At 63.8% G+C, this 18791-nt stretch carries 23 protein-coding genes and 1 pseudogene; 7 read left to right on the top strand and 17 right to left on the bottom strand.

The window, feature by feature from the left end:
- Positions 1–33: 33 nt before the first annotated feature.
- From OSH12_RS14285 to OSH12_RS14260, 6 genes are all read right to left on the bottom strand, one after another.
- Positions 34–441, bottom strand: coding sequence for a hypothetical protein (locus OSH12_RS14285; protein ID WP_266344234.1), 408 nt, complete (start codon positions 439–441; stop codon positions 34–36).
- 141 nt (positions 442–582) lie between these two features.
- Positions 583–1191 (bottom strand): hypothetical protein, encoded by a 609-nt coding sequence (locus tag OSH12_RS14280; RefSeq protein WP_266344233.1) that lies wholly within the window; start codon positions 1189–1191, stop codon positions 583–585.
- Between the two features lies 1 nt (position 1192).
- Positions 1193–2173 (bottom strand): DUF2213 domain-containing protein, encoded by a 981-nt coding sequence (locus OSH12_RS14275; RefSeq protein ID WP_266344232.1) that lies wholly within the window; start codon positions 2171–2173, stop codon positions 1193–1195.
- An 11-nt stretch (positions 2174–2184) separates the two neighbouring features.
- On the bottom strand, positions 2185–3459 hold the full coding sequence (locus OSH12_RS14270; protein ID WP_266344231.1) for a DNA-packaging protein: 1275 nt from the start codon (positions 3457–3459) through the stop codon (positions 2185–2187).
- On the bottom strand, positions 3443–3994 hold the full coding sequence (locus tag OSH12_RS14265) for a hypothetical protein (RefSeq protein ID WP_266344230.1): 552 nt from the start codon (positions 3992–3994) through the stop codon (positions 3443–3445). The genes OSH12_RS14270 and OSH12_RS14265 overlap by 17 nt, the downstream gene beginning before the upstream one ends.
- 208 nt (positions 3995–4202) lie before the next feature.
- Positions 4203–4871, bottom strand: coding sequence for a recombinase family protein (locus tag OSH12_RS14260; protein ID WP_266344229.1), 669 nt, complete (start codon positions 4869–4871; stop codon positions 4203–4205).
- Positions 4872–5043: 172 nt separating this feature from the next.
- Here OSH12_RS14260 and OSH12_RS14255 point away from each other — a divergent pair, with 172 nt between their 5' ends.
- Positions 5044–5844, top strand: a complete 801-nt coding sequence (locus tag OSH12_RS14255) for a hypothetical protein (RefSeq protein ID WP_266344228.1) — start codon at positions 5044–5046, stop codon at positions 5842–5844.
- Here OSH12_RS14255 and OSH12_RS14250 read toward each other — a convergent pair.
- The 7 genes from OSH12_RS14250 to OSH12_RS14220 are packed head-to-tail and all read right to left on the bottom strand — an operon-like array spanning position 5825 to position 8140.
- Entirely contained in the window at positions 5825–6067 is a 243-nt protein-coding gene (locus OSH12_RS14250; protein ID WP_266344227.1) for a hypothetical protein, read from the bottom strand. The genes OSH12_RS14255 and OSH12_RS14250 overlap by 20 nt on opposite strands.
- Positions 6064–6258, bottom strand: coding sequence for a hypothetical protein (locus OSH12_RS14245; RefSeq protein WP_266344226.1), 195 nt, complete (start codon positions 6256–6258; stop codon positions 6064–6066). The genes OSH12_RS14250 and OSH12_RS14245 overlap by 4 nt, the downstream gene beginning before the upstream one ends.
- Positions 6255–6836, bottom strand: coding sequence for a hypothetical protein (locus OSH12_RS14240; RefSeq protein WP_266344225.1), 582 nt, complete (start codon positions 6834–6836; stop codon positions 6255–6257). Before OSH12_RS14240 ends, OSH12_RS14245 begins: the two co-directional genes overlap by 4 nt.
- Positions 6833–7141, bottom strand: coding sequence for a hypothetical protein (locus tag OSH12_RS14235; RefSeq protein WP_266344224.1), 309 nt, complete (start codon positions 7139–7141; stop codon positions 6833–6835). The genes OSH12_RS14240 and OSH12_RS14235 overlap by 4 nt, the downstream gene beginning before the upstream one ends.
- A complete protein-coding gene (locus OSH12_RS14230) occupies positions 7138–7419 on the bottom strand; it encodes a hypothetical protein (protein WP_266344223.1) in 282 nt (93 codons plus the stop codon). Before OSH12_RS14230 ends, OSH12_RS14235 begins: the two co-directional genes overlap by 4 nt.
- A complete protein-coding gene (locus OSH12_RS14225; RefSeq protein WP_266344222.1) occupies positions 7416–7949 on the bottom strand; it encodes a hypothetical protein in 534 nt (177 codons plus the stop codon). The genes OSH12_RS14230 and OSH12_RS14225 overlap by 4 nt, the downstream gene beginning before the upstream one ends.
- The gene (locus OSH12_RS14220; protein WP_266344221.1) at positions 7946–8140 is read right to left on the bottom strand and encodes a phospholipase D-like domain-containing protein; all 195 of its coding nucleotides are present in this window, start codon (positions 8138–8140) and stop codon (positions 7946–7948) included. Before OSH12_RS14220 ends, OSH12_RS14225 begins: the two co-directional genes overlap by 4 nt.
- 118 nt (positions 8141–8258) lie before the next feature.
- Here OSH12_RS14220 and OSH12_RS14215 point away from each other — a divergent pair, with 118 nt between their 5' ends.
- The 3 genes and pseudogenes from OSH12_RS14215 to OSH12_RS14205 all read left to right on the top strand — a co-directional run.
- Positions 8259–8723, top strand: a complete 465-nt coding sequence (locus OSH12_RS14215; protein ID WP_266344220.1) for an Arc family DNA-binding protein — start codon at positions 8259–8261, stop codon at positions 8721–8723.
- A 3-nt stretch (positions 8724–8726) separates the two neighbouring features.
- Positions 8727–9962: a tyrosine-type recombinase/integrase gene (locus OSH12_RS14210; protein WP_266344219.1), complete on the top strand. Its 1236-nt coding sequence runs from the start codon at positions 8727–8729 to the stop codon at positions 9960–9962.
- A 486-nt stretch (positions 9963–10448) separates the two neighbouring features.
- Positions 10449–10613, top strand: a pseudogene (locus tag OSH12_RS14205) (integrase core domain-containing protein); the annotation flags it as partial.
- A 212-nt stretch (positions 10614–10825) separates the two neighbouring features.
- Here the strand turns inward: OSH12_RS14205 and OSH12_RS14200 are convergent.
- The 4 genes from OSH12_RS14200 to dhaL form a co-directional block, all read right to left on the bottom strand.
- Entirely contained in the window at positions 10826–11815 is a 990-nt protein-coding gene (locus OSH12_RS14200) for an ABC transporter permease subunit (protein ID WP_266344218.1), read from the bottom strand.
- A gap of 157 nt (positions 11816–11972) precedes the next feature.
- Positions 11973–13475, bottom strand: a complete 1503-nt coding sequence (locus OSH12_RS14195; RefSeq protein ID WP_266344411.1) for a sugar ABC transporter ATP-binding protein — start codon at positions 13473–13475, stop codon at positions 11973–11975.
- Between the two features lie 133 nt (positions 13476–13608).
- Complete coding sequence (locus OSH12_RS14190) at positions 13609–14547, bottom strand: ABC transporter substrate-binding protein (RefSeq protein ID WP_266344217.1); 939 nt, start codon at positions 14545–14547, stop codon at positions 13609–13611.
- Positions 14548–14674: 127 nt separating this feature from the next.
- Positions 14675–16381, bottom strand: coding sequence for a dihydroxyacetone kinase subunit DhaL (dhaL, locus tag OSH12_RS14185; protein ID WP_266344216.1), 1707 nt, complete (start codon positions 16379–16381; stop codon positions 14675–14677).
- Between the two features lie 243 nt (positions 16382–16624).
- Between dhaL and OSH12_RS14180 the strand changes: the two genes are divergently transcribed.
- From OSH12_RS14180 to OSH12_RS14170, 3 genes are read left to right on the top strand one after another with little or no spacing between them, the layout of a single operon-like run.
- Positions 16625–17422 carry a class I fructose-bisphosphate aldolase gene (locus OSH12_RS14180; RefSeq protein WP_266344215.1) on the top strand — a complete coding sequence of 266 codons (798 nt, stop codon included), beginning with the start codon at positions 16625–16627 and terminating at the stop codon, positions 17420–17422.
- A gap of 16 nt (positions 17423–17438) precedes the next feature.
- A complete protein-coding gene (locus OSH12_RS14175) occupies positions 17439–17672 on the top strand; it encodes a hypothetical protein (RefSeq protein WP_266344214.1) in 234 nt (77 codons plus the stop codon).
- 6 nt (positions 17673–17678) lie between these two features.
- Positions 17679–18791 (top strand): FGGY family carbohydrate kinase, encoded by a 1113-nt coding sequence (locus OSH12_RS14170; RefSeq protein WP_266344410.1) that lies wholly within the window; start codon positions 17679–17681, stop codon positions 18789–18791.

Below are 18791 nucleotides of genomic sequence, written 5' to 3'. Positions count from 1 at the left end.
AAGGCTAGCACCGGCAGCAGTTCATCCGAGGCTTTAGGGGCCTACGACAGGCACGAGTTTCATCGCCAGGGAACTGGCCAGCAGCACTGTCAGCGCCTGTCGCGTAGTGACGCCGCCGACGGTGCACATCTTGGCCTGCTGCCGAAGGCTGGCGAGATCGAGCTCTTCGAACTGGTCCAAAAGCTCGCCGCCGCGAGCCTCCAGCTCAGGGAATGCCGTGAGAACATCCGACACGGCCAGGATCGTCTCAGACCATAGCTCCATAGCGTTCTCGGGCCGGGCCTTGATCGCCTTCAGCACGATCGAGAGATGCCCCTCGCCGCGGTGCTTGGCGATCCAGCGGAGTGACTGGCGCGCGTTCGTTTCCCATCGGCCTTTCCGGGTCGAATAGGGCACAATCCCGATGCCGAGCTGATCGCAGAAGACGTCGATTTTCGACATGAGATCTCCATGGGTGAGAAAGTGCGGCCTTGCCCTCCTTGGCCCGCTCAGACTTGGCGCCGCGGGAGAAGGGCTTTCCGTTGTTGGGCAGGCTGCGTTGCCCTCTCCATGACCCGGCGCCGGATGGAAACTGTGCTGCCGCTATCGGCCGGACCCGCGCTCCGTCCAGAGGAACTCGATTCCTGCTGCGCCGAAGCTCGGAAGCCTGGCCGCCGTGATGCGCGAGATCAGGCTGACTCCGCTCCGGAAGTCGATCGGGCAATCCCGGGCGATGGCCTCAGCCGACCCCAGCCATGCCTCACCATCGGGGATTGCCCGGTTGACCGTCGCGAGCCGCGCATCGCTGGCCTGCAGCCGCACCAGCAGCGAAACGAGCTCTTCGGCGAGCGCCGGATAACGATCCCGCAGATCGGCCGCCAGCGCGTCCCGCTCGGCCTTGGCGACCTGATAGGCATTGCGCTTGTCCGCCTCGGCATCGATCCGGGCAAGCTGCGCGACCCTTTGCTCCAGCGCGACGATGGCGGCGGCGATACGGTCACGATCGAACCTTGCCCGCTCCCATGCATCACGGGTCACATCGGCCTTGTCAGGCGCGACCAGAGGATCGAGGGACGCCCGCTGCAGGTGCGCAACCTCGGTCTCGGCCTTGTCGAGCGCCTGCCGGCTGGCCGAGAGCACGGCCGAGACATCATCGCGCGTCAGGGCGCCGGTAAGAGCGTCGTGGATCTGAGTCTTCAGGTCTTTCACCATGTCAGACGTCCCCTGCTGCGTCACAGAGCGCCAGCACGTGCTGCGCGGCCCGCTGAGCGTGGGAGATCTCGCTATCCGACATCATCCGGCCTGAAGGTTGGCCGAGCAACTGGACCGCGATGCTACGCGCGTCGGAGATGGCGTGACGCAGGGCCGGACCGCTCTGGTCCCGCAGCCGGGCCAATGCCGGCAGGACCACCGATCGGTCTTTGGCAGACAGGCCGGCCAAGATGTCATTCGGCAGTGCGATGTGTTGGCGATCACCCTGCCAGGCGTCGCCCAGGCGCTGGACCATGCCGTCGTGCGCCGAGCGATCTGAAGTGCCGGCCTGAAGCATAGCCAGGTCGCGGGCCGCATACTGCCGCCCCTGAGGCCCAAGCTTCTGATAGCGCGGCAGTGATGCCGCCTGGTCGATGGTCATCCCGGCCACCAGGCCGTCATTTGCATTCATGGCGCTGTCTCCAATTCTCAGCTCCGAGCCGCCACGGGCGCGCTCGACAATTCCGACGTGGTTGCCGCGGATCCTGCTCTGCCTGGCGTCGTAGACTTCCCCCGACGGGCTGGTGCCTGCGCCCCAGATCAGGTCGCAGTCGTAACCCATGGAAATTTCACGGACCCCGCTCTCGACCGCCCGGATTGCATCGGCATCGGCGAGCAGCATGTTGATGCGAATGAACTCGCCGTCGCGGGCGATTTCGCCGTCACTCCAGCCCTTCGCAAACTGGTTCCAGTTCGCCGCCGAGACTGGCGTGCTGGGATGGCCCATGGTGACGGGCCGATGCGCGAACGACGCCATCGTGTCTTTGCTGAACACTTCCTCATCGGGGCGATAGACACGGACTTGTGCCAGATCCGGCCGGCCGACCTCGGCGCCGAGATAAGTCTGGACGTTGCCGGAGCGGGCGGCACGGGCATTGATAGCGAGGTAGCCGTCCGCCGTCCGTTTCGTGCCGTCTATCGTCAATCTGTCGGTCAGGTGCATGCTTTCGGTCCCTACCAAATGTTGTCGAGTGTGAAAGTCGAGCCGGTCACGACCAGTTCGCTGAGTGCCCAAACGGCCGCATCAGCCCGGTCAGGGGACCCGTCGCCGACATAGCCGTCGGCGGTCATGGCGCAGAGCTGGTCCTCGAGCTCGGTCAAACCGATCCGATGCTTGACCCGGCACTGCTCGTAGAGAGCGGCCACCGGCTCCGCCCGGGCGATCTTGCCGCGCGAGGCGGTCACTTCCTTGTAGGGAATGTTGGCATCGACGGTTCGGAGCACATGCTCGACCATGGCGCCGCCAAAGTTGCGCTCAGCGACGATCCGGTCCGCCTTGAACTCGCGATAGGCCTCGACCGCGCGGCGTCCCCAGCCATCCGGCGAGAGCTTGCAGGTGCGATCGGCCAGGATGTAGCCGAGCCCGTCGATGCCCTTCCCAGCAACCACAATGCCGATGCTGTCGCCGTCATCCCCGCTGCCCTTGGTGCCCGAGGGATCAACCGCCACGACCACGCGCGCCATTTCGGGGAGGCGATCTACCTGCGCGGCATCGATCATCGTCCGGGTCCACAGGGCACCGGGGATGTCCTCCAGAAGCTCGCCGTTCAGTTCCTGCCGGCCAAGGCGCGTTCCGCCATAGCGTCGCTCGATCTCAGCCAGGAAGGTTGCGGCGAGGTTGTCGCGATTGTCGTTGGTGCGCCCGCGCGTGATGGCGATGGTCTTGTCACCGGCCATATGCCGGCGCTGTAGGTCGCGAATGATCTGCACCGGCTTCGGCGTCGTCGTCACCACCACTCGCGGCTGCTTGCCGAGGCGGAGGCCGAACTGCAGCATCGACCAGCTTTCGGGATACTTCCACGCGGCAATCTCGTCGCACCAGGCGGCATCGAACTGCGGCCCGCGCAACCGGTCCGGCTCATCTGCGGAGAAGGTCGTCGCCATGGCGCCGTTAGGCCAAGTCAGGCGGCGCTTGGAGGGTTCGTATTCGGGCCGCATGCCGCGCGGGGCGATGGCCAGCAGGCCGCTCTCGCCCTCGACGATCACGTCACGCGCATCGGAGGCTGTCGCTGCCACCAGGGCGATGCGGGAAGCGGTGCCGGTCAGAACCTGCTCCTGGATCCATTCGGCGCCCGTCCGCGTCTTGCCCCAGCCGCGGCCGGCCAGGATCAACCAGGTCAGCCACCCGCCAGCCGGAGGCAACTGTTCGGGCCGGGCCTTCAGCCGCCAGCTATTCGCCAGCGTCTCGGCCAGTCGGGCATAGAAGGCACCATCACGCTGCGCGTGCATCCTGCGCCTCCGTGATCATGGGGATGGCCTCGATCGTGGGCCCGCCCTCAGCACCGCCGCACTCCAGAGCCTGCAGGCCGTCCAGCACCGCCCGCAGGGCTTCCGGATGCGGGGCCAGCCGTTCGATCAGCATCCGCTCCAGATTGGCGAAGGCCGGCGAGCTCATGAACACCATCGTGTTGTTGGTGACGTTCGACACCGGGGCCGAGCGCAGGATCTCGCCGGTCAGCTTGCCGATCTCACGCAGCACGTCAGTTGCCCTGCCGGCCAGCGATGCCGTGCCATGGCGATCATTGACCGATGCAGCACCGAGCAGCTGATTGAGGACCGTGGTCCGCACAATGCCGAGATAGTCGATGAGGCTGAGGCCTTCCTCTGCCGCACGATCGGCCAGTTCCTTCAGGGGAACATCGGCCACAAGCATGGAACGGCGGTCGCCATCGACATGCTGTTCCATGTGCCGCCAGATGGCATCACGGCCGATCGTGAACTTCTTGGCGATGCTGTCGAGGCTAGCGCCGCTCAGGCGTGCCATCTCGATCCGCAACCGTTCAGGGTGGCGGCAGATCTGGCAACGAGGTGTGGCAAGTGGGTTTTTGGCCCTGGGCATCGACTGGCACGGCTTCCCTGTCCATTGGAAAGCCCGCTGCCCTAAGGCCCTTGAGCATGCCCGCATCTCTCAGCGGACAATATTCCTATATGCGAAAATCCATCGCGGTTCAAGTGTCGCTAGGAATGCGGTCCTACGCAGTTCGTAGCAGCAGGTTTCGGACGGTGCTGGCGTGCCACTTTCCGCCGCGCCGGGTATGGACGCCACGGGCATTCAGAGCCCCGGCGATGCCATCGAGGGCGGTGACACCGGAGGCCTGGATGCCCTCGACGATCGGCAGTACGGAGGTTGCGAACTGGTCGGCGTTGGCCACGATCGCCGCGCGCGCCTTCCCGACAGAGGCGGCATAGTGGGGATTGCCCAGCTTCACGCCCTGCGCCTTCTTCGCGGCCAGTGCCGCCTTGGTGCGCTGGCTGATCAGGGAGCGCTCCTTCTCGGCCAGGGCGGCGTAGAGGTGCAGCATGAATGGATCGGCGTCCGTGCCCAGCTCAGCCACCACGAAAGGCACCTTCTGCGCCATTAGGCCGGCAATGAAGCTGACGTCTCGGCTGAGCCGATCGAGCTTCGCCACGATGATCGGGCAGCGCCGCTGATGGGCTTGCGCCAATGCCTGGGCAAGGATCGGCCGGCGGTCGAGCGCATCCGAGCCCTTGCCCGTCTCGACCTCGACATGCTCGCCAAGGATCTCGATACCCTCGGCCTCGGCGAAACGGCGGATGGCCTCCCGCTGGGCTTCGACACCCAAGCCCGAGCGACCCTGACGATGCGTGCTGACACGGAGATAGGCGACGGCGGATTTCATGGCGAACCCCTGCAACCTCAATACGTACACAATTGATACGGACGTAGCGGGTTTGCAAGTGGCTGATATGAAAAGATTATCCGCGATAGGGCCGGTTATCCCGTCGCGTGCGTTTTAAGCGGTGAGGCATGCTACGAGTGAATTCTGGAGCTCAGGACACCCGGAGAATGCTTTGGCCTACTACTCTCAGGACGCGATTGACGACATGGCCGCGGCATTCGCATCCATAGACGATCGTGAGAATTCGCTCGTGATGCGCATCACCCAGTTCCCGTTCACAAATCCGATCGCCAAAGAGCATGCGACGCAAGGCTACATGAGGCGCATGAGGCTGATGGCTCACTGCACCCGGCGCATCTTTTCCACTCTCCCCCCAGAACGTGACGAGATACCGATCCGAGACGGAATGGCCGATGTGACCAGCTTCCTGCACGCGTTCGTGATTGACACCAGCGGCTGCGGTGACAACCTCGCATGGGTGTGGGTCAACGAGAGGCAGATCAAGAAATCCGATGGCGCCGACCTTCCCGCCACCTGGGTTGGCCTTCGCCCCAAGAACATGGCAGTGCTGGGCTCCATGCCTGGGAACTTGGCCACCTATCTCCGCGAGGAGATGGCGGGATGGTTCGAATACCACGACGACTACCGCGATGCTCTTGCACACCGCATATCGCTTTACATCCCGCCATATGCCGTACCGACAGCGAATGAGGCGGTTTACAGGCGGCTGGAGCAGTTGTCTTTTGCCGCCACGATGGCAGGTCAATATGACGAGGCAGACCGGCTAGATGCTGAGCAGAAAGCGCTTTGCCGCTTCGAGCCGCTCTTTCTCCATTCCTACCGTGAACCCGCGCTCCCGCCCTTGGTCCTGCATCCACAGATCTTGGCCGACTTTGCCACCATGGAAGAACTCGGTCACCGGGTATTGGACGCGCTGGAACAAGCTGCGGCCGCTACGCCGGCGGGCCAATAAGACCTTCCTCGGCCGCAGCACTCTCCGCCTGCTGAAGCCCCTCGATCACCGCGCGAATGAGATCCGGGCGGATGCTAAGCCCCTTAGGGCTCTGCTCCGGTCCCTTGCCGCGGTCCTCGAAGATCCGGACGTCAATCGCTCGGCGCCCTTTCGTGTCTCGGAGGCTCACACGGATGGCCTCCCGGGCGTTCTTGGGAATGGTGGCGATGGCGCGATCGGTCATGCTGCTGCCCTCCTGTGGATCAACTGGCCGGCCCGGCGCCGGAACCATTCCTCTGTGTCGTTCTTTCGAAGCGCGCAGACATCGCTCCAGAAGAACGGCATGAAGAGCGGGCTGCTGCCGGTGGTCTTGTCGAATGCTTCCTGCACGATCCGCCCAATCTCGCCGGCGCCGATCACCCGGCCGTCGGTCATGTCCACCACGCTCCGGTCGAACGCGTCGAGGAAGTCGAAATCGTCGGTGTAGCCGATGGGACATCCCTCGCGTGTGGGCATAGCTCCATACTTTCTTGTTCCAGAGCCATTCGAATTATCAGGGGTAATCCTGTCAGGGTATATTCGGACAACTGTTGTCCGTTCACCTGCCTGATCTTGTCCGTCACCTCGGCCTGTCCGTTCACCTCTGTCCGTTCACTTGTTGTCCGTTCACCTGCCTGATGCGGGAGCGTCAGGAAGATGCGCCGAAGCCGGCCGATAGCCTCGCCCTTGTCGTCTCGCTTGACCACGGTTTTCCGCTCTATCAAGTCGGCGGTGTCGAGCGCGTTCATCCCTCGCCCGACGGTCCGGGGTGTCGCCTTGATGGTTTCGGCAAGCTGCTCGTCAGTCGGGAAGGCATAGCCATACTCGCGGCTGACATAGGCCGGCAGTAGCGAGGCCAGCTTATGAGCGACCACGGGGAGGACGCAGCCCGAGGCCACGTCCCTCCACTGGTCACGGAGAGCGTTGAACCGGGCAGCATCGACCGACAAGAAGTCGATGCGCTGCTTCGTCATGCGGCGCCCCCCATCCCTACCAGCGCGCCGATCATGGTCCAGAACATGATCTCGGCCAGTTCGTCCGCCCGCTCATCGGTGCAGCCCTTGCCGACGAAAGCCTCGAACGCGTAGTCCGCGCAGGCTCGGGCAACATGTCGGCCCTCTTCGTCGGACAGGCTCGGGTAGTCCTCGATGAGGAGCTGGCCGATGCCCTTGCCATAGACCATCGCCCATCCTTCCGTTGGCTCGCAGCTTCGGAAGATTGTCTCGGCCTCAGGGCTGACGATCGGGCGGCGCGTGGCGATGTCGATGACATTGCTCATGCCGCCGCTCCTCCCTGCACGCTGTCGGGCTGGATGTAGCGATTGAGCAGCTTGGCAATTTCGTCGCGCTGTCCCCCGATGTCGGTGATCGCCTTCTCGCCGAATGTCACCAGGCGAGTAATGGCCGAGGAATAGGGAGCTTCCACGTCCGTTATTGCGATGGCATCGATCGCGACCAGGAGGTCTTTGATCAGGCCGACGGAATCGTCCATGTCGAAGGCGAGGCGAAAGGCCGTAGACACGTCGACCGCGATGTCAGATGTCTTGTGGGTGCTCATGCTGCCACTCCCCGCGCCAGATCCGTCGCGGCCTGCACGAGCTGCATGGGGGTCTCATTCCCCTTGAGCCGCGCGATGAGCTGATTGATGGCCTTGCCGCCGGCGACCGCACCTTGCTCTTCCCGGATGATGTGATCGTTCAGCGCTCGGGTCGTGGCATCGCCGATCTGCCGGGCCACGAAATAGATCTGGCCGACAAGGAACTCGACATCCTCGATCGTGCTGTCCCGGGTGCGGAGGAGGACGTCTCCGTCGATCAACCCCTCCTCCCATCGCTCTCGGGAGAGCAGATCTTCCGACAGGTGAGCGAGGATGGAGGCATAGCGCTCCATCTCGATCGCCGGATTCTCCAGGGCGAAGATCGGGGCGCGGTTTGCCATTTCCGGCGGCGTCGTGCTAGCGTCTCGCTCGTTCATCGTTTGCTCTCCTAGGGCGCGGGGACCATGGCTCGGCGAGATTGCAGTCTCGGCCGGGCCTTTCTTTTGGCTGGTGCGCTTCAACTGAAGCTGCGGGATGGCGACGCTGCTCATGCCGCGTCTTCCATGAAGAACGCGATCAGCTTCGAGCGGCTGGCGACATAGCGCTCGCCCACCTGCTTCACCATCGGAAGCTGGCCGCCCCGGATCATGTGATAGGTCTGTTGATAGGTCCGGCCGATCAACTTGCCGATGCCCTCGACACCCCAGATCAGGTCCAGCGGGTTAGATTGATTATCGCTCATTATGTTCCCTGTTCGTTCATGAGTGCGACTCGCGTTAACCATCTCTTGCTATCAGCCCGTTACGATAGGTGCAAGTCGCACTCTTGCATTTTTTGGTGCCAAGTCGCACTCATAGCGCATGAGCGAAAAAGAGAAGTTCCCCAGCGATGCAGCAGAGCGGTTTCAGCTACGGCTTCCGCCTGGCTTGCGAGACCGCATCAAGGCCTATGCAGAGCAGCATGGGAGATCGATGAACACCGAGATCGTGCGCGTTCTTGAGAACGAGTACCCGGAACCGTGGTCGGTTGAATCGCGCATCTCGGAGCTGTCGAAGCTGCTCGAAGTACTGAAGGGGGGAGCGTCGAACGAAGTGATCGATCGCTTTGCCACCGAAGTTGAAGAGACGATCAACGGTATCGTCATCGGGCGCATGAAGGGTCTCAGCGCAGCAGAGAAGGAAGCGATCCGCGACAGGTTCGACACGCTGCACGAAGAGCGCGCCGATAGTGCCGGAGAGTATGACCCAGTTCTGGATGAGGAAGAGCAGAAGGCATACGGCCTGACCTACAGAACCGCAAAATTCGTGGGCGACCCTAAGGAGTAGGTCATGTCGATCCGCAAGCGCACCTGGACCACCGCAGCCGGCGAGGACAAGACGGCCTGGGTCGTCGACTATGTCGACCAGGGCGGCAAGCGCCGGCTGAAGACGTTCTCGCGGAAGAAGGAGGCCGATGCCTTTTCCGCGACGGCCAAGGTCGAGGTGCGCGAGGGTGTGCATGTCGCTGATAGCGCCAGCGCCACTGTCGCGACCGCCGGCAAGCTCTGGGTGGCCACCGCTGCGGCCGCCGGGCTGGAGCGCACGACGATAGTCTCCTACCAGTCCCATCTGGATCTGCACATCGTCCCGCTGATAGGCGAGATGCGCGTCTCCGCACTGAGCATCCCGCTGCTGCGCGCCTTCGAGGACGACCTGCGGGCCGCAAGCCGATCCCCTGCGATGATCAAGAAGGTAATGGTCAGTCTGGGCTCCCTGCTCGCGGACGCACAGGAACGAGGATTGACGACCCGGAATGCCGTGCGCGACATCCGAGGCCGGCGCGGGCGCGGCGAAAACCGTCAGGAGAAGCGGCTGAAGGGCAAGCTGAGGGTCGGCGCCGACATCCCTACCCGCGAGGAGGTGAAAGCCCTTGTAGGCGCGCTGAGCAATCGATGGCGTCCCTTGCTCCTTACAGCAATCTTCACCGGCCTTCGGGCCTCAGAGCTACGCGGCCTGCGCTGGGAAGATGTCGATCTGGAGAAGCGGGAGATCCGCGTGCATCGACGCGCCGACCGTTTCAATGCCATCGGCAAGCCCAAGTCGGCCTCGAGCGAGCGCACGGTCCCTGCCCCGCCGATCGTGATCAATACACTGCGCGAATGGAAGCTTGCTTGCCCACGGGCAACGTCACGGCGGACGGACCCATCCGGGAAGCCGATCATGGTGCTCGATCTCGTTTTCCCAAACGGCGCCGGCAAAGTCGAGCAACTAAACAACATCGTGCGCCGTGGCCTGCACCCTGCCCTTCTAGCCGCAGGGGTCACGATTGAGACCGAGGGCTTGGACGAACAGGGGAACCATATCCCCGCACCGAAGTACCCCGGCATCCATGCGCTTCGTCACTTCTTCGCCAGTTGGTGCATCAACCGGAAAGAGGACGGCGGTCTTGGCCTGCCCCCGAAAGTGGTGCAAGAGCGCATGGGGCATTCGACCATCACCATGACGATGGACACCTACGGCCACCTCTTCCCCAGAGGCGACGACGCGGCAGAATTGGCCGCAGCAGAGACCGCGCTTCTCGGATGAACGCAACATAGACGCGACATGCGACCGATTATCTCAATGATTTCAATTGATCCAGTCGGATTGTGGATCCGAATGTCGCTGGTTCGAGCCCAGCCAACTGTACCAAAGCGCCCTTCTGAACATTCGACATTTTAAATGCCCCTTCCATGGGGACTGTTGAGATTTGACACATTCGTCATTTCGGTTTGACGTTTATTGTTCTCCGCCAGTTCAGTTTGGCATCGAATGACGCGACGCCGCCGCGCATTTTGCCCCTGGAGATCCGCGCCTTTTTAATAGTGGCGCGCCATTTCAATCATCTTCTGGCCTAGGCGTCAGCGTTCGTCGGCTCATGACATCCGGCCTCACGAGGAATGACTGCAACGGTGCGTCGGAGGCCGTATAGCGTCAGCCCATCCCCGATAGCTCAGTCCGCAGTAAGCTTTCGTTTGAGCCTCTGGAAAGGGGCAGGCAACCCGTCTTGAGCCCAGGGGCGCGCGTATATTATCACGTCCTGGCAAGCCCACAGAAAACGCCTATATCGAGACCCTCAAGGTGTCGTTCAGGGACAAATATCTGAACATCCACTCGCTCGACTCGATCCCTGAAACTAGGCAATTCATCGAGGCTTGGCGACACGGCTACAATGAGAGCCGTCCTCACATGGTTCTTGCAATCCGCCCCCGGCTGAATACCTTGCCGGATCAGAATTTTGCATAGCCCCAACTGGGCTATGCAAGTCGGAATCTAGTGCTGGACTCGGACTACCAACCCCCAGCGCGTCAAGACCGCCATGCACGAACATTGAAACTGGATCACATCTGAGGGGCAGGCCAATGCTCTTGTCGGATAGTGAGGCGCAGTCCTGGACAGGACTGCGCCGATCAGGTTCGCGCACCTTGCTTGGAGCGGTACTGGTCGAGCGAGACCGCGACGATGATGACCAGGCCCTTGATGATGTACTGCCAGATGTCGGAGACGCCGACGAGGATCAGGCCGTTGGTGAGCACCGCGATGATCAGTGCACCGATCAGCGTCCCCCAGATAGAACCGACGCCGCCGACGAAGCTGGTACCACCTAAGATGACCGCCGCGATTGCGTCGAGCTCGTAGGACTGGCCGAGTTGCAGTCCGTTGGCGGCGTAAAGACGCGCCGTCGACATCACGCCGCCGAGCCCAGCCAGCAGGCCCGAGACCGCATAGACAAACAAAAGTACCGCCCAGACCTTGATGCCGGAGAGACGCGCCGCGTCGGCATTGCCGCCGATCGCGTAGATCCAGGTGCCGAGCACAGTGCGGCGCAGCACGATCCACGACAGCACCACCACGGCGAAGGCGATCACCACGAGCCACGGAATACCAAACAACGAGCCGTTGCCGATGAAGGCAAAGGGCAGATCCGCGTTGAAGATCGTGGTGTCGCCGCCCATCAGACGCGCGAGACCACGAACAGCGGTCAACGAACCGAGCGTGACGATGAAGGGTGGCAGTTTCAGAAAGGCGATCAGCACGCCGTTGAACAGGCCGCAGACGAGGCCGGCGGCCAGGCCTGCCGGAATGCCAAGCAGCCCGAAGCCCGGAATCAGCGAACAGATAACGGAGAACATGGCCGAGAAGGCGACGATCGAACCAACCGACAGATCGATGCCGCCGGTCAGGATGACAAAGGTCATGCCGGCGGCGAGAACGGTATTGATCGACGCCTGCTGCATCACGATCGACAGATTATTGAAGGTGAGGAAGCGTCCGCTCAGCAGTTCGAAGCCGATGCAGAGCAGAATCAGGATCGGCAGCATGCCGACGACCTGAATCGCTAGGCGGATGCGCTGGCCGCGCAGGCGTTCGGCGTCGGCGGTTGTCGTGCCCTCGGTCAAGCTGACCTCCCTGGTGCTCCGGTCTGCGCCGGACGAGCTTAAATTCTATCGAGCGCCTGGAGCACGTCACCGTTTCCTCGAAACGGTGCAATGCCCTAACGCCTTGCTAGATCGCGCTTTCTTCACGCGAACCGGTACACACTTCGCCCAAAGCACCCTAAGCCGCCTCGGCCGGACGGGTACCCGTCGACAGCTTCATGACGTCTTCCTGCGTTATCGGGCGTTCCGCGCTTGCCGTGACGAAACCGGCGATGCGCCCATCGCGCACCACCATCACCCGGTCGGCGATGCCGATTATCTCCGGCAATTCGCTGGAGATAACGACGATGCCGATGCCGCTCGCGGCAAGTTGGTCGATGAGGCGATAAATTTCCGACTTGGCGCCGACATCGATGCCGCGCGTAGGCTCGTCGAGGATCAGGATCCTCGGCTTGGTTTCAAGCAACCTTGCCAGCAGTACCTTCTGCTGGTTACCGCCCGAAAGCGCGCCGACATGAACGCTGGCGCTACCGGCGCGGACGGCGAAGGTCTTCATGGCGGCGGCGGCACGCGCCCTGGCGGCGGCGAAATTGGTGAAGCAGAGAGCGAGGGCGTCGCGCATCGCGACATTGATGCTGACATTCTCCCGGATCGTCATGTCGAGGAACAGGCCAAGTCCCTTGCGATCCTCGGTCAGGTAGACAATGCCGGCGTCGATCGAATCCTGTGGGCCACGAATATCCAGCTTCTGCCCCGCCAGCGTGACCGTGCCCCGGCTTTTCGGGTCGGCGCCATAGATCAGGCGGGCGAGTTCCGTCCGCCCTGCCCCGACCAGCCCCGCCACACCAAGCACCTCGCCGGCATGAAGATCGAAGGAGCAGCCATGCACGCGTTGGTCATCGGCGATATCGCGCACTTCGAGCAGCACGTCACGCGCCAGATTGGCGGTGTGCGCTTTGCGGTAGAAGGATGAGAGGTCGCGCCCGACCATCATCGACACGAGACGTTCGGCCGAGAGATCTTTACGCATCAGCGTGCCAACATAGGCGCCGTCGCGCAGCACGCTGACCCGGTCGGAGAGTTCGTAGATCTCCTCCATCCGATGGCTGATATAAAGGATGGCGATCCCTTCGGCCTTGAGATCGCGAATGATGCGGAAGAGATGCTCGGTCTCACGCGTACTCAGCGACGTCGTCGGCTCGTCCATGACGAGAATGCGCGCGTCGGACATCAGCGCGCGGGCGATCTCGACCAGTTGCCGCTCGCCGAGCGACAGCGTGCCGACGCGGGTGGAGGGACGGAAACGCACATGCAGGCGCTTCAGGATCGCGGCGCAGGCCGCTTCCTGGGCGGTGCGATCGGTGAAGCCGCCCTTCGACTGCTCGCGGCCGAGGAAGATGTTCTCCGCGACCGTCAGGTTCGGTGCCAGCGACAATTCCTGGTAGATCACAGCGATGCCGAGCGCCCGCGCCGTCTGCGGACCGTCAATGGTCACCGGCTTGCCGTCGATCTGGATACTGCCGCCGGGGTCTGCCTTGTAGGCGCCGGAGAGGACTTTCATCAGCGTCGACTTGCCGGCGCCGTTCTCCCCCATCAGCGCATGCACCTCGCCGCGATATGCCGTGAGCGACACCCGTGCGAGCGCCACGATGTGGGCGAAGGTCTTTCGGATGTCCCGCATGTCCAGGACGGGCGAGCCGTCCGTCGGGCCGACCTTGTCATCGACGGGGATCTTGTCATCGACTTGGATCAAACCAGCTCTCCCTGCTGAAACCGCCGCGCTCGCAAGCGCGACGGTCTCGCTTCTTGTTCGATCAGCGAACGGCGTCCCAGCCGACATATTCGGCAACGTTGTCGCTGGTCACAAGCTTCGTATCGAGCAGGATGACACTTTCGGCAGGCGTCTTGCCGGCGATCACGCCCAGGGCGAGATCGGTTGCCTGCGCGGCCATGCTATAGGGGTCCTGCGAGGACGACGCCACGATGCGGGTCGTGCCCAACTTCAGCGCGGCGACCACATCCGGGGCACCATCGACGCCCGCGATGATCATTTCGTCGCGGTTCAACTGCTTCGCGGCGAGATCGGCGCCGAGCGCGGTCGGATCATTGGCGCCGAACACGGCGTCGATATTGGGGAAGCGCGTCAGCAGGCCCTGCATGGCGGCGAAGCCGCCCTCTCGCGAGCCCTTGCCGTCCAGATTGTCGGACAGGATCTTGATGTCCGGATGGCGGGCGAACGCTGCCTTGCAGCCTTCGACGCGATCGACGATCGACGATACCGGCGGTCCGTTGATGATGACGACCTCGCCCTTGCCGTCGAGGCGCTTGGCCAGATATTCGCAGGCAATATCGCCGGCCTGGATATTGTTGGTCATCACGGTGACGTCGGCGCCCTTGGCCGACACGTCGAAGGCACCGATGGTGATGCCGGCGGCCTTGGCCTTGGCGACGGCCGGCGCAATGGCGTTGACGTCGACCGCGTTGAGCATGATCAACTGGACGCCCGCGGCGATGAAGTTGTCGATCTGCGACGCCTGCTTGTTGAGGTCGTAGTCGGCACCGACAACCGTCAGCTCAGCCTTCGGATTGACCTTGAGGATCGTATCCTTGGCGCCGGCGACAAGCGGGACGAAGAACGGATTACCGAGCGTGCCGACGGTGATGCCGACGCGTTCAACATTGCCTTCCGCCAGCGCTGTAGAGGCAGTCAGGGCGAGAACCGTCGCCGCGGCCAGACATTTCAGAGTGTTCATGCGGTCTTCCTCCGTTTGTTGACGTCTCTACGTGGCCGCACCGACCGCGCAGGCGTCGTTATCGGCAGGCCTTCTGCGGGCCTGCGATGGATGTCCCGTGCCAAGAGCCGGCCGAAGCCGTTCGTCCTCAGCCCGGCGTATCAAGCGACCGGCGGATCGCCAGCAGCCAGACGACGACGGCCTCGGCGCCGGGATCCGGCACGCCGACCGCCCTTTCGCCGAGATAGCTGGAGCGCCCGCGCCGCGAGGCGATGGCTGCAGTGGCGGCCGCCCCCTGGCGCGCTGCCTCGATGGCATCGCCGAAGGCCCTCCCCGTTGCGGCGTCATTCGCCGCAGCCGACAGCATGTCGGCTGCGGGAAGCAGCGCGTCGAGCATGGTCCGATCGCCAATTTTGGCATCACCCAGTTGCGCGATGGCCGCGGAACCGGCGGCGAGAGCCTTCGCCCAGTCGGCGAAGCCGGGAGTTTGCTTGCCCTCGAGTTCGGAGGCGGCCCGCAGCAATCCCGCCGCATAGAGCGCACCGGACGTGCCCCCGACCGTCTTGCGCAGGCTGGCCGACAGCGCCTTCATCACGGAGGCGGCACTCTTGCCTTGATAGGTATCTACCTCACGCAGGATCGCCTCGGCGCCACGCGCAAGATTGAGCCCGAGATCGCCATCTCCGACCTTCTGGTCCAGGTCCGTCAGCCGCGCCTCGTCGGCGATAAGCGCGTCGGCGACGGCGCGCACGGCGGCGGCAAGGCGCGGGTCGCCATCGCCCTCCTCCAGGACGGCGCACGCCAGCGCCTTCTGCGAGATCACCTTCGGCCCATTGCCAATCGGGCCGGCTCCACGACCGGGCCAGGCCGGCGCCGAGGCTGGCGCGTCGAGGCGGGCCAGAAGCGCGTCATCGACCTTCATCGCGGAAAGCGAGCAGCCGGCCATCTCCAGCGCGGTCAGGAAGGTTCCAACCCATAGACGGTCGATCGTGACGCCGAGACGCGCGGCCATGCGCGCGACGTCAGCAACGACGATTTGCATCTCCATCACCGGTGTGGCACCGAGATTGTTGACGAGGAGCGCGACGTGATCGCCCTTGCCTATCTGTTTGTCGGCGAAAACCCGGCCGAGCAGCGTCTCCACCAGCACATGGGCCGGCTGCATCGGCGAGCGGCTGATACCGGCCTCGCCATGAATGCCGAGGCCCAACTCGATCTCGTCATCGCCAAGCGTGAAGCCGGGCTTGCCGGCGGCCGGCACGGTGCAGGCGGAAAGCGCGACGCCCATACTGCCGATGGCGGTAATTGCACGCTCGGCCTCAGCCTTGACGGCGCCGAGCGAAAGCCCTTCAGCCGCCGCCGCACCGGCAATTTTGTGCACCAACACCGTGCCGGCGATGCCGCGTCGGCCGGCTGTCTCGGAATTTTCGGCCAGCGCCACGTCGTCGGCTACAACGACCATATCGACGGAGAAGCCTTCGCTGCGGGCGATCTCGGCGGCGAGGCCGAAATTCAGCCGGTCTCCGGTGTAATTCTTGGCGATGAGGAGCGCACCGGCCAGACCGGTCGCAGCGCGAATGGCGGCCAATACGGCATCGGTCGACGGCGAGGTGAAGACGTCGCCGCAGACGGCGGCGGTCAAGAGCCCCTCACCAATATAGCCGGCGTGCGCCGGTTCGTGACCGGATCCGCCACCCGATATCAGTGCGACGCGGCCACTCGCCTTGAACGCCTCGATATCAGCGCGAAGCACAACCCGCTCGCCTTCCAGCAGCACGAGGCCGGGATTGGCGATCGCCAGGCCGGCGATCATGTCGTCGACGACATCCGCCGTCGCGTTCATCAGTTTCTTCATTTCATTCCTCCCTGCGGCATGCAGGCACGACGAATCGTAACCCGGCAGCCGGTACGCCAACAGGCCATCTGGGTGACCATTTTGTACGTACAAGCCTGACGATAGGAGTTAGCCGGATTGCCTGTCAAGACGGTATTGACGTGGCATACGGAAAGACGCTAGACGAGTTTTGTCCGTACAATACCGACAAACAGGGCCGCTGCTTCCGGCAGTTGTGCTCGCGCCCTTCGAGGAGATGTCCCCATGGCAAACCACAGGCTCTCGACGAGCTATCGCATGAACCGTATCTTCCGGCCGGATCGCGCCTCGCTGATCGTGCCGATTGACCACGGCGTCGTCTGGGGCCGCGTGCCGGCACTGGAATCGCCAATGGATGTCATGCGCCGCTTCATTCCCGAGGACATCACCGGCTTCATGGTGACGACGGGCATTGTCCGTTCCAGCGAAGTCGACCTTGCCCGCAAGCCGGAACTCGCCCGCGTGCTGGCGATCGACGCCTTCTGGTCGACCAAGACCCCCGAAAAGGGTACCGGGACGATCATCGCCAGCCTGGAAGACGCCGTCCGGCTCGGTGTCGACTGCGTCAAGCTGCTGCTGCCATGGAACGTGTCGGATGCGGAGAAAATTCTCTATTGCGAGCGGATCGGCAAGGTGGTTTCCGAGGCGGCGCGCTGGGAAATGCCGGTGATGGTCGAGCCCGTTCTGCTGGCAGTGCCGCGCTCCGACGAAGTCATCGAGCAAGAACTTGAAGTGGCTCGCGTCGCCTATGATCTGGGCGCCGACATCATCAAGATTACCTTCCCCGGCGCCGAGGGCACGAAGAAGCTCGTCGCCGAGTTGGACGTGCCGATCGTTATCGCCGGCGGCGCGCTGTCGGGCGACATGGCCTCGACGATCAAGGACGCCGAAGACGCCATTGGCGCCGGCGCGCAGGGTCTCGTCGTCGGCCGCAAGGTCTGGCAGCGTCCGGAGCCCGAGGCATCGACGATGATCCGCGAACTGGCCCGCGTCTCGCGCGAGCATTTCACGCGACGCTGGTAAGGCACGGAGCGGGTTGATGGTGGGTCTCGCCTGCGGCGTGGATATCGGCACGACCAACATCAAGGTTGTGCTCACCGACACCGCGGGCCAGGTCCTGGCCCGCGAGACCCGGCCGACACCGCGGATCGCGAGCGGCGAGGGCGATCCCCTCGCCCTCGTCTCAGCGCTGGAAGCAATGATCCTCGCCGCCTGGCGTGGCCTCGGCACAAGCGAGCCGATCGAGGCGATCGCAGCTGCCGGCGTCGGCTAGGATGGCATCCTCGTCGACGACGCCCTCCGTCCACTCGGGCCCGCCATTCCGTGGTTCGACCTGCGCGCCCATGCGGAAGCCGAGGAACTCGCCGCGAATTTCGCCTGTACAGACCGCACCGGCATAGAGTTCGAGCCGACGCGCACGGCCGCCAAATGGCTGTGGCTCGCCCGCCATGAGCCGGCCGCCATCCAAAGCGCCCATGCTTGGATCGCGCTGACCGACTACCCCGCCACCGTCTGGGCGCAGAGCCCCTTCATGAGCCGTTCGCTCGCGGTGCGCACGGCCTGCTACGATATCGGCGCCCGCAAATGGATCCCCGCCCTGCTTCAGGCAACCGGGGCGCCGCGCCTGCCCGTCGTCGTGCCGGCGGGCGCGACCATTGGCACGCTGGTCAAGGGCCCCCTCACCCGTTCCGGCGCCGCCACGACGGCGACCCGGCTTGTCGCCGGCGGCCATGATCATCCCGTCGCCGCCTCGGTATCGCTTCGCGTCGATCCGACAGCGATCGTCGATTCGCTCGGCACCGCGGAGCTGATCTATGCCGAAACGGCCGGCCCGGTCGCACCGCGGCCCGGGATCGTCCGCTCCGTGCCGATCGTCGGCGACGGCGAGGCTCTGCTTAAAGTGTTCGAGCTGACGGCGACGTTGGCGCCGCTGAAATCGCTGCTCGGCGGCCTTCTGGCCCTCCCAAGAATTCCTGGTGCGCCCGACCCGGCCGCCGTGATCCTGCCGGGAGGCATCGGAAAAGACGTACTCGCAGCTCGGCTCGATACCGCCGACGCAGAGGGGCGGCTCGTGCTGGCGCGGCGCGTTCTCGAAGGCTGCGCCGTCGTTGCCGGTCGCATCCTCAACGATATCCTGGCCTCCGGCGCCAGCGACGGACCGCTCTTCACCACTGGCGGATGGAGCCGTTCCGACGCGCTGCTGCAACTCCGAGCCGATGTTCTTGACAGGACACTGCATCGTCTCGACGAGCCGGAACTGGCGGCCTTTGGCGCCGCGCTGATCGCCGCCGATGGTGGCACTCGCGGCAATGGGCGGAGTTTGCGGCCCGCGGTCGAAACGATCGTTCCGGACCCGCACGCTGCGCGCGCCTATGCGCCGCTGCGCGGATAG

It is taken from the genome of Kaistia terrae, assembly GCF_026344005.1.
GTDB lineage: Bacteria > Pseudomonadota > Alphaproteobacteria > Rhizobiales > Kaistiaceae > Kaistia > Kaistia terrae.
Note: the sequence above shows the minus strand (reverse complement) of the source record. Positions and strands in the feature narration are given on the sequence as shown.

Coding starts and splice junctions, on each gene's coding strand:
- OSH12_RS14285 (WP_266344234.1), bottom strand. CDS start 441: ATGTCGAAAATCGACGTCTTCTGCGATCAGCTCGGCATCGGGATTGTG.
- OSH12_RS14280 (WP_266344233.1), bottom strand. CDS start 1,191: ATGGTGAAAGACCTGAAGACTCAGATCCACGACGCTCTTACCGGCGCC.
- OSH12_RS14275 (WP_266344232.1), bottom strand. CDS start 2,173: ATGCACCTGACCGACAGATTGACGATAGACGGCACGAAACGGACGGCG.
- OSH12_RS14270 (WP_266344231.1), bottom strand. CDS start 3,459: ATGCACGCGCAGCGTGATGGTGCCTTCTATGCCCGACTGGCCGAGACG.
- OSH12_RS14265 (WP_266344230.1), bottom strand. CDS start 3,994: ATGGCACGCCTGAGCGGCGCTAGCCTCGACAGCATCGCCAAGAAGTTC.
- OSH12_RS14260 (WP_266344229.1), bottom strand. CDS start 4,871: ATGAAATCCGCCGTCGCCTATCTCCGTGTCAGCACGCATCGTCAGGGT.
- OSH12_RS14250 (WP_266344227.1), bottom strand. CDS start 6,067: ATGACCGATCGCGCCATCGCCACCATTCCCAAGAACGCCCGGGAGGCC.
- OSH12_RS14245 (WP_266344226.1), bottom strand. CDS start 6,258: ATGACCGACGGCCGGGTGATCGGCGCCGGCGAGATTGGGCGGATCGTG.
- OSH12_RS14240 (WP_266344225.1), bottom strand. CDS start 6,836: ATGACGAAGCAGCGCATCGACTTCTTGTCGGTCGATGCTGCCCGGTTC.
- OSH12_RS14235 (WP_266344224.1), bottom strand. CDS start 7,141: ATGAGCAATGTCATCGACATCGCCACGCGCCGCCCGATCGTCAGCCCT.
- OSH12_RS14230 (WP_266344223.1), bottom strand. CDS start 7,419: ATGAGCACCCACAAGACATCTGACATCGCGGTCGACGTGTCTACGGCC.
- OSH12_RS14225 (WP_266344222.1), bottom strand. CDS start 7,949: ATGAGCAGCGTCGCCATCCCGCAGCTTCAGTTGAAGCGCACCAGCCAA.
- OSH12_RS14220 (WP_266344221.1), bottom strand. CDS start 8,140: ATGAGCGATAATCAATCTAACCCGCTGGACCTGATCTGGGGTGTCGAG.
- OSH12_RS14215 (WP_266344220.1), top strand. CDS start 8,259: ATGAGCGAAAAAGAGAAGTTCCCCAGCGATGCAGCAGAGCGGTTTCAG.
- OSH12_RS14210 (WP_266344219.1), top strand. CDS start 8,727: ATGTCGATCCGCAAGCGCACCTGGACCACCGCAGCCGGCGAGGACAAG.
- OSH12_RS14195 (WP_266344411.1), bottom strand. CDS start 13,475: ATGCGGGACATCCGAAAGACCTTCGCCCACATCGTGGCGCTCGCACGG.
- OSH12_RS14190 (WP_266344217.1), bottom strand. CDS start 14,547: ATGAACACTCTGAAATGTCTGGCCGCGGCGACGGTTCTCGCCCTGACT.
- dhaL (WP_266344216.1), bottom strand. CDS start 16,381: ATGAAGAAACTGATGAACGCGACGGCGGATGTCGTCGACGACATGATC.
- OSH12_RS14180 (WP_266344215.1), top strand. CDS start 16,625: ATGGCAAACCACAGGCTCTCGACGAGCTATCGCATGAACCGTATCTTC.
- OSH12_RS14175 (WP_266344214.1), top strand. CDS start 17,439: ATGGTGGGTCTCGCCTGCGGCGTGGATATCGGCACGACCAACATCAAG.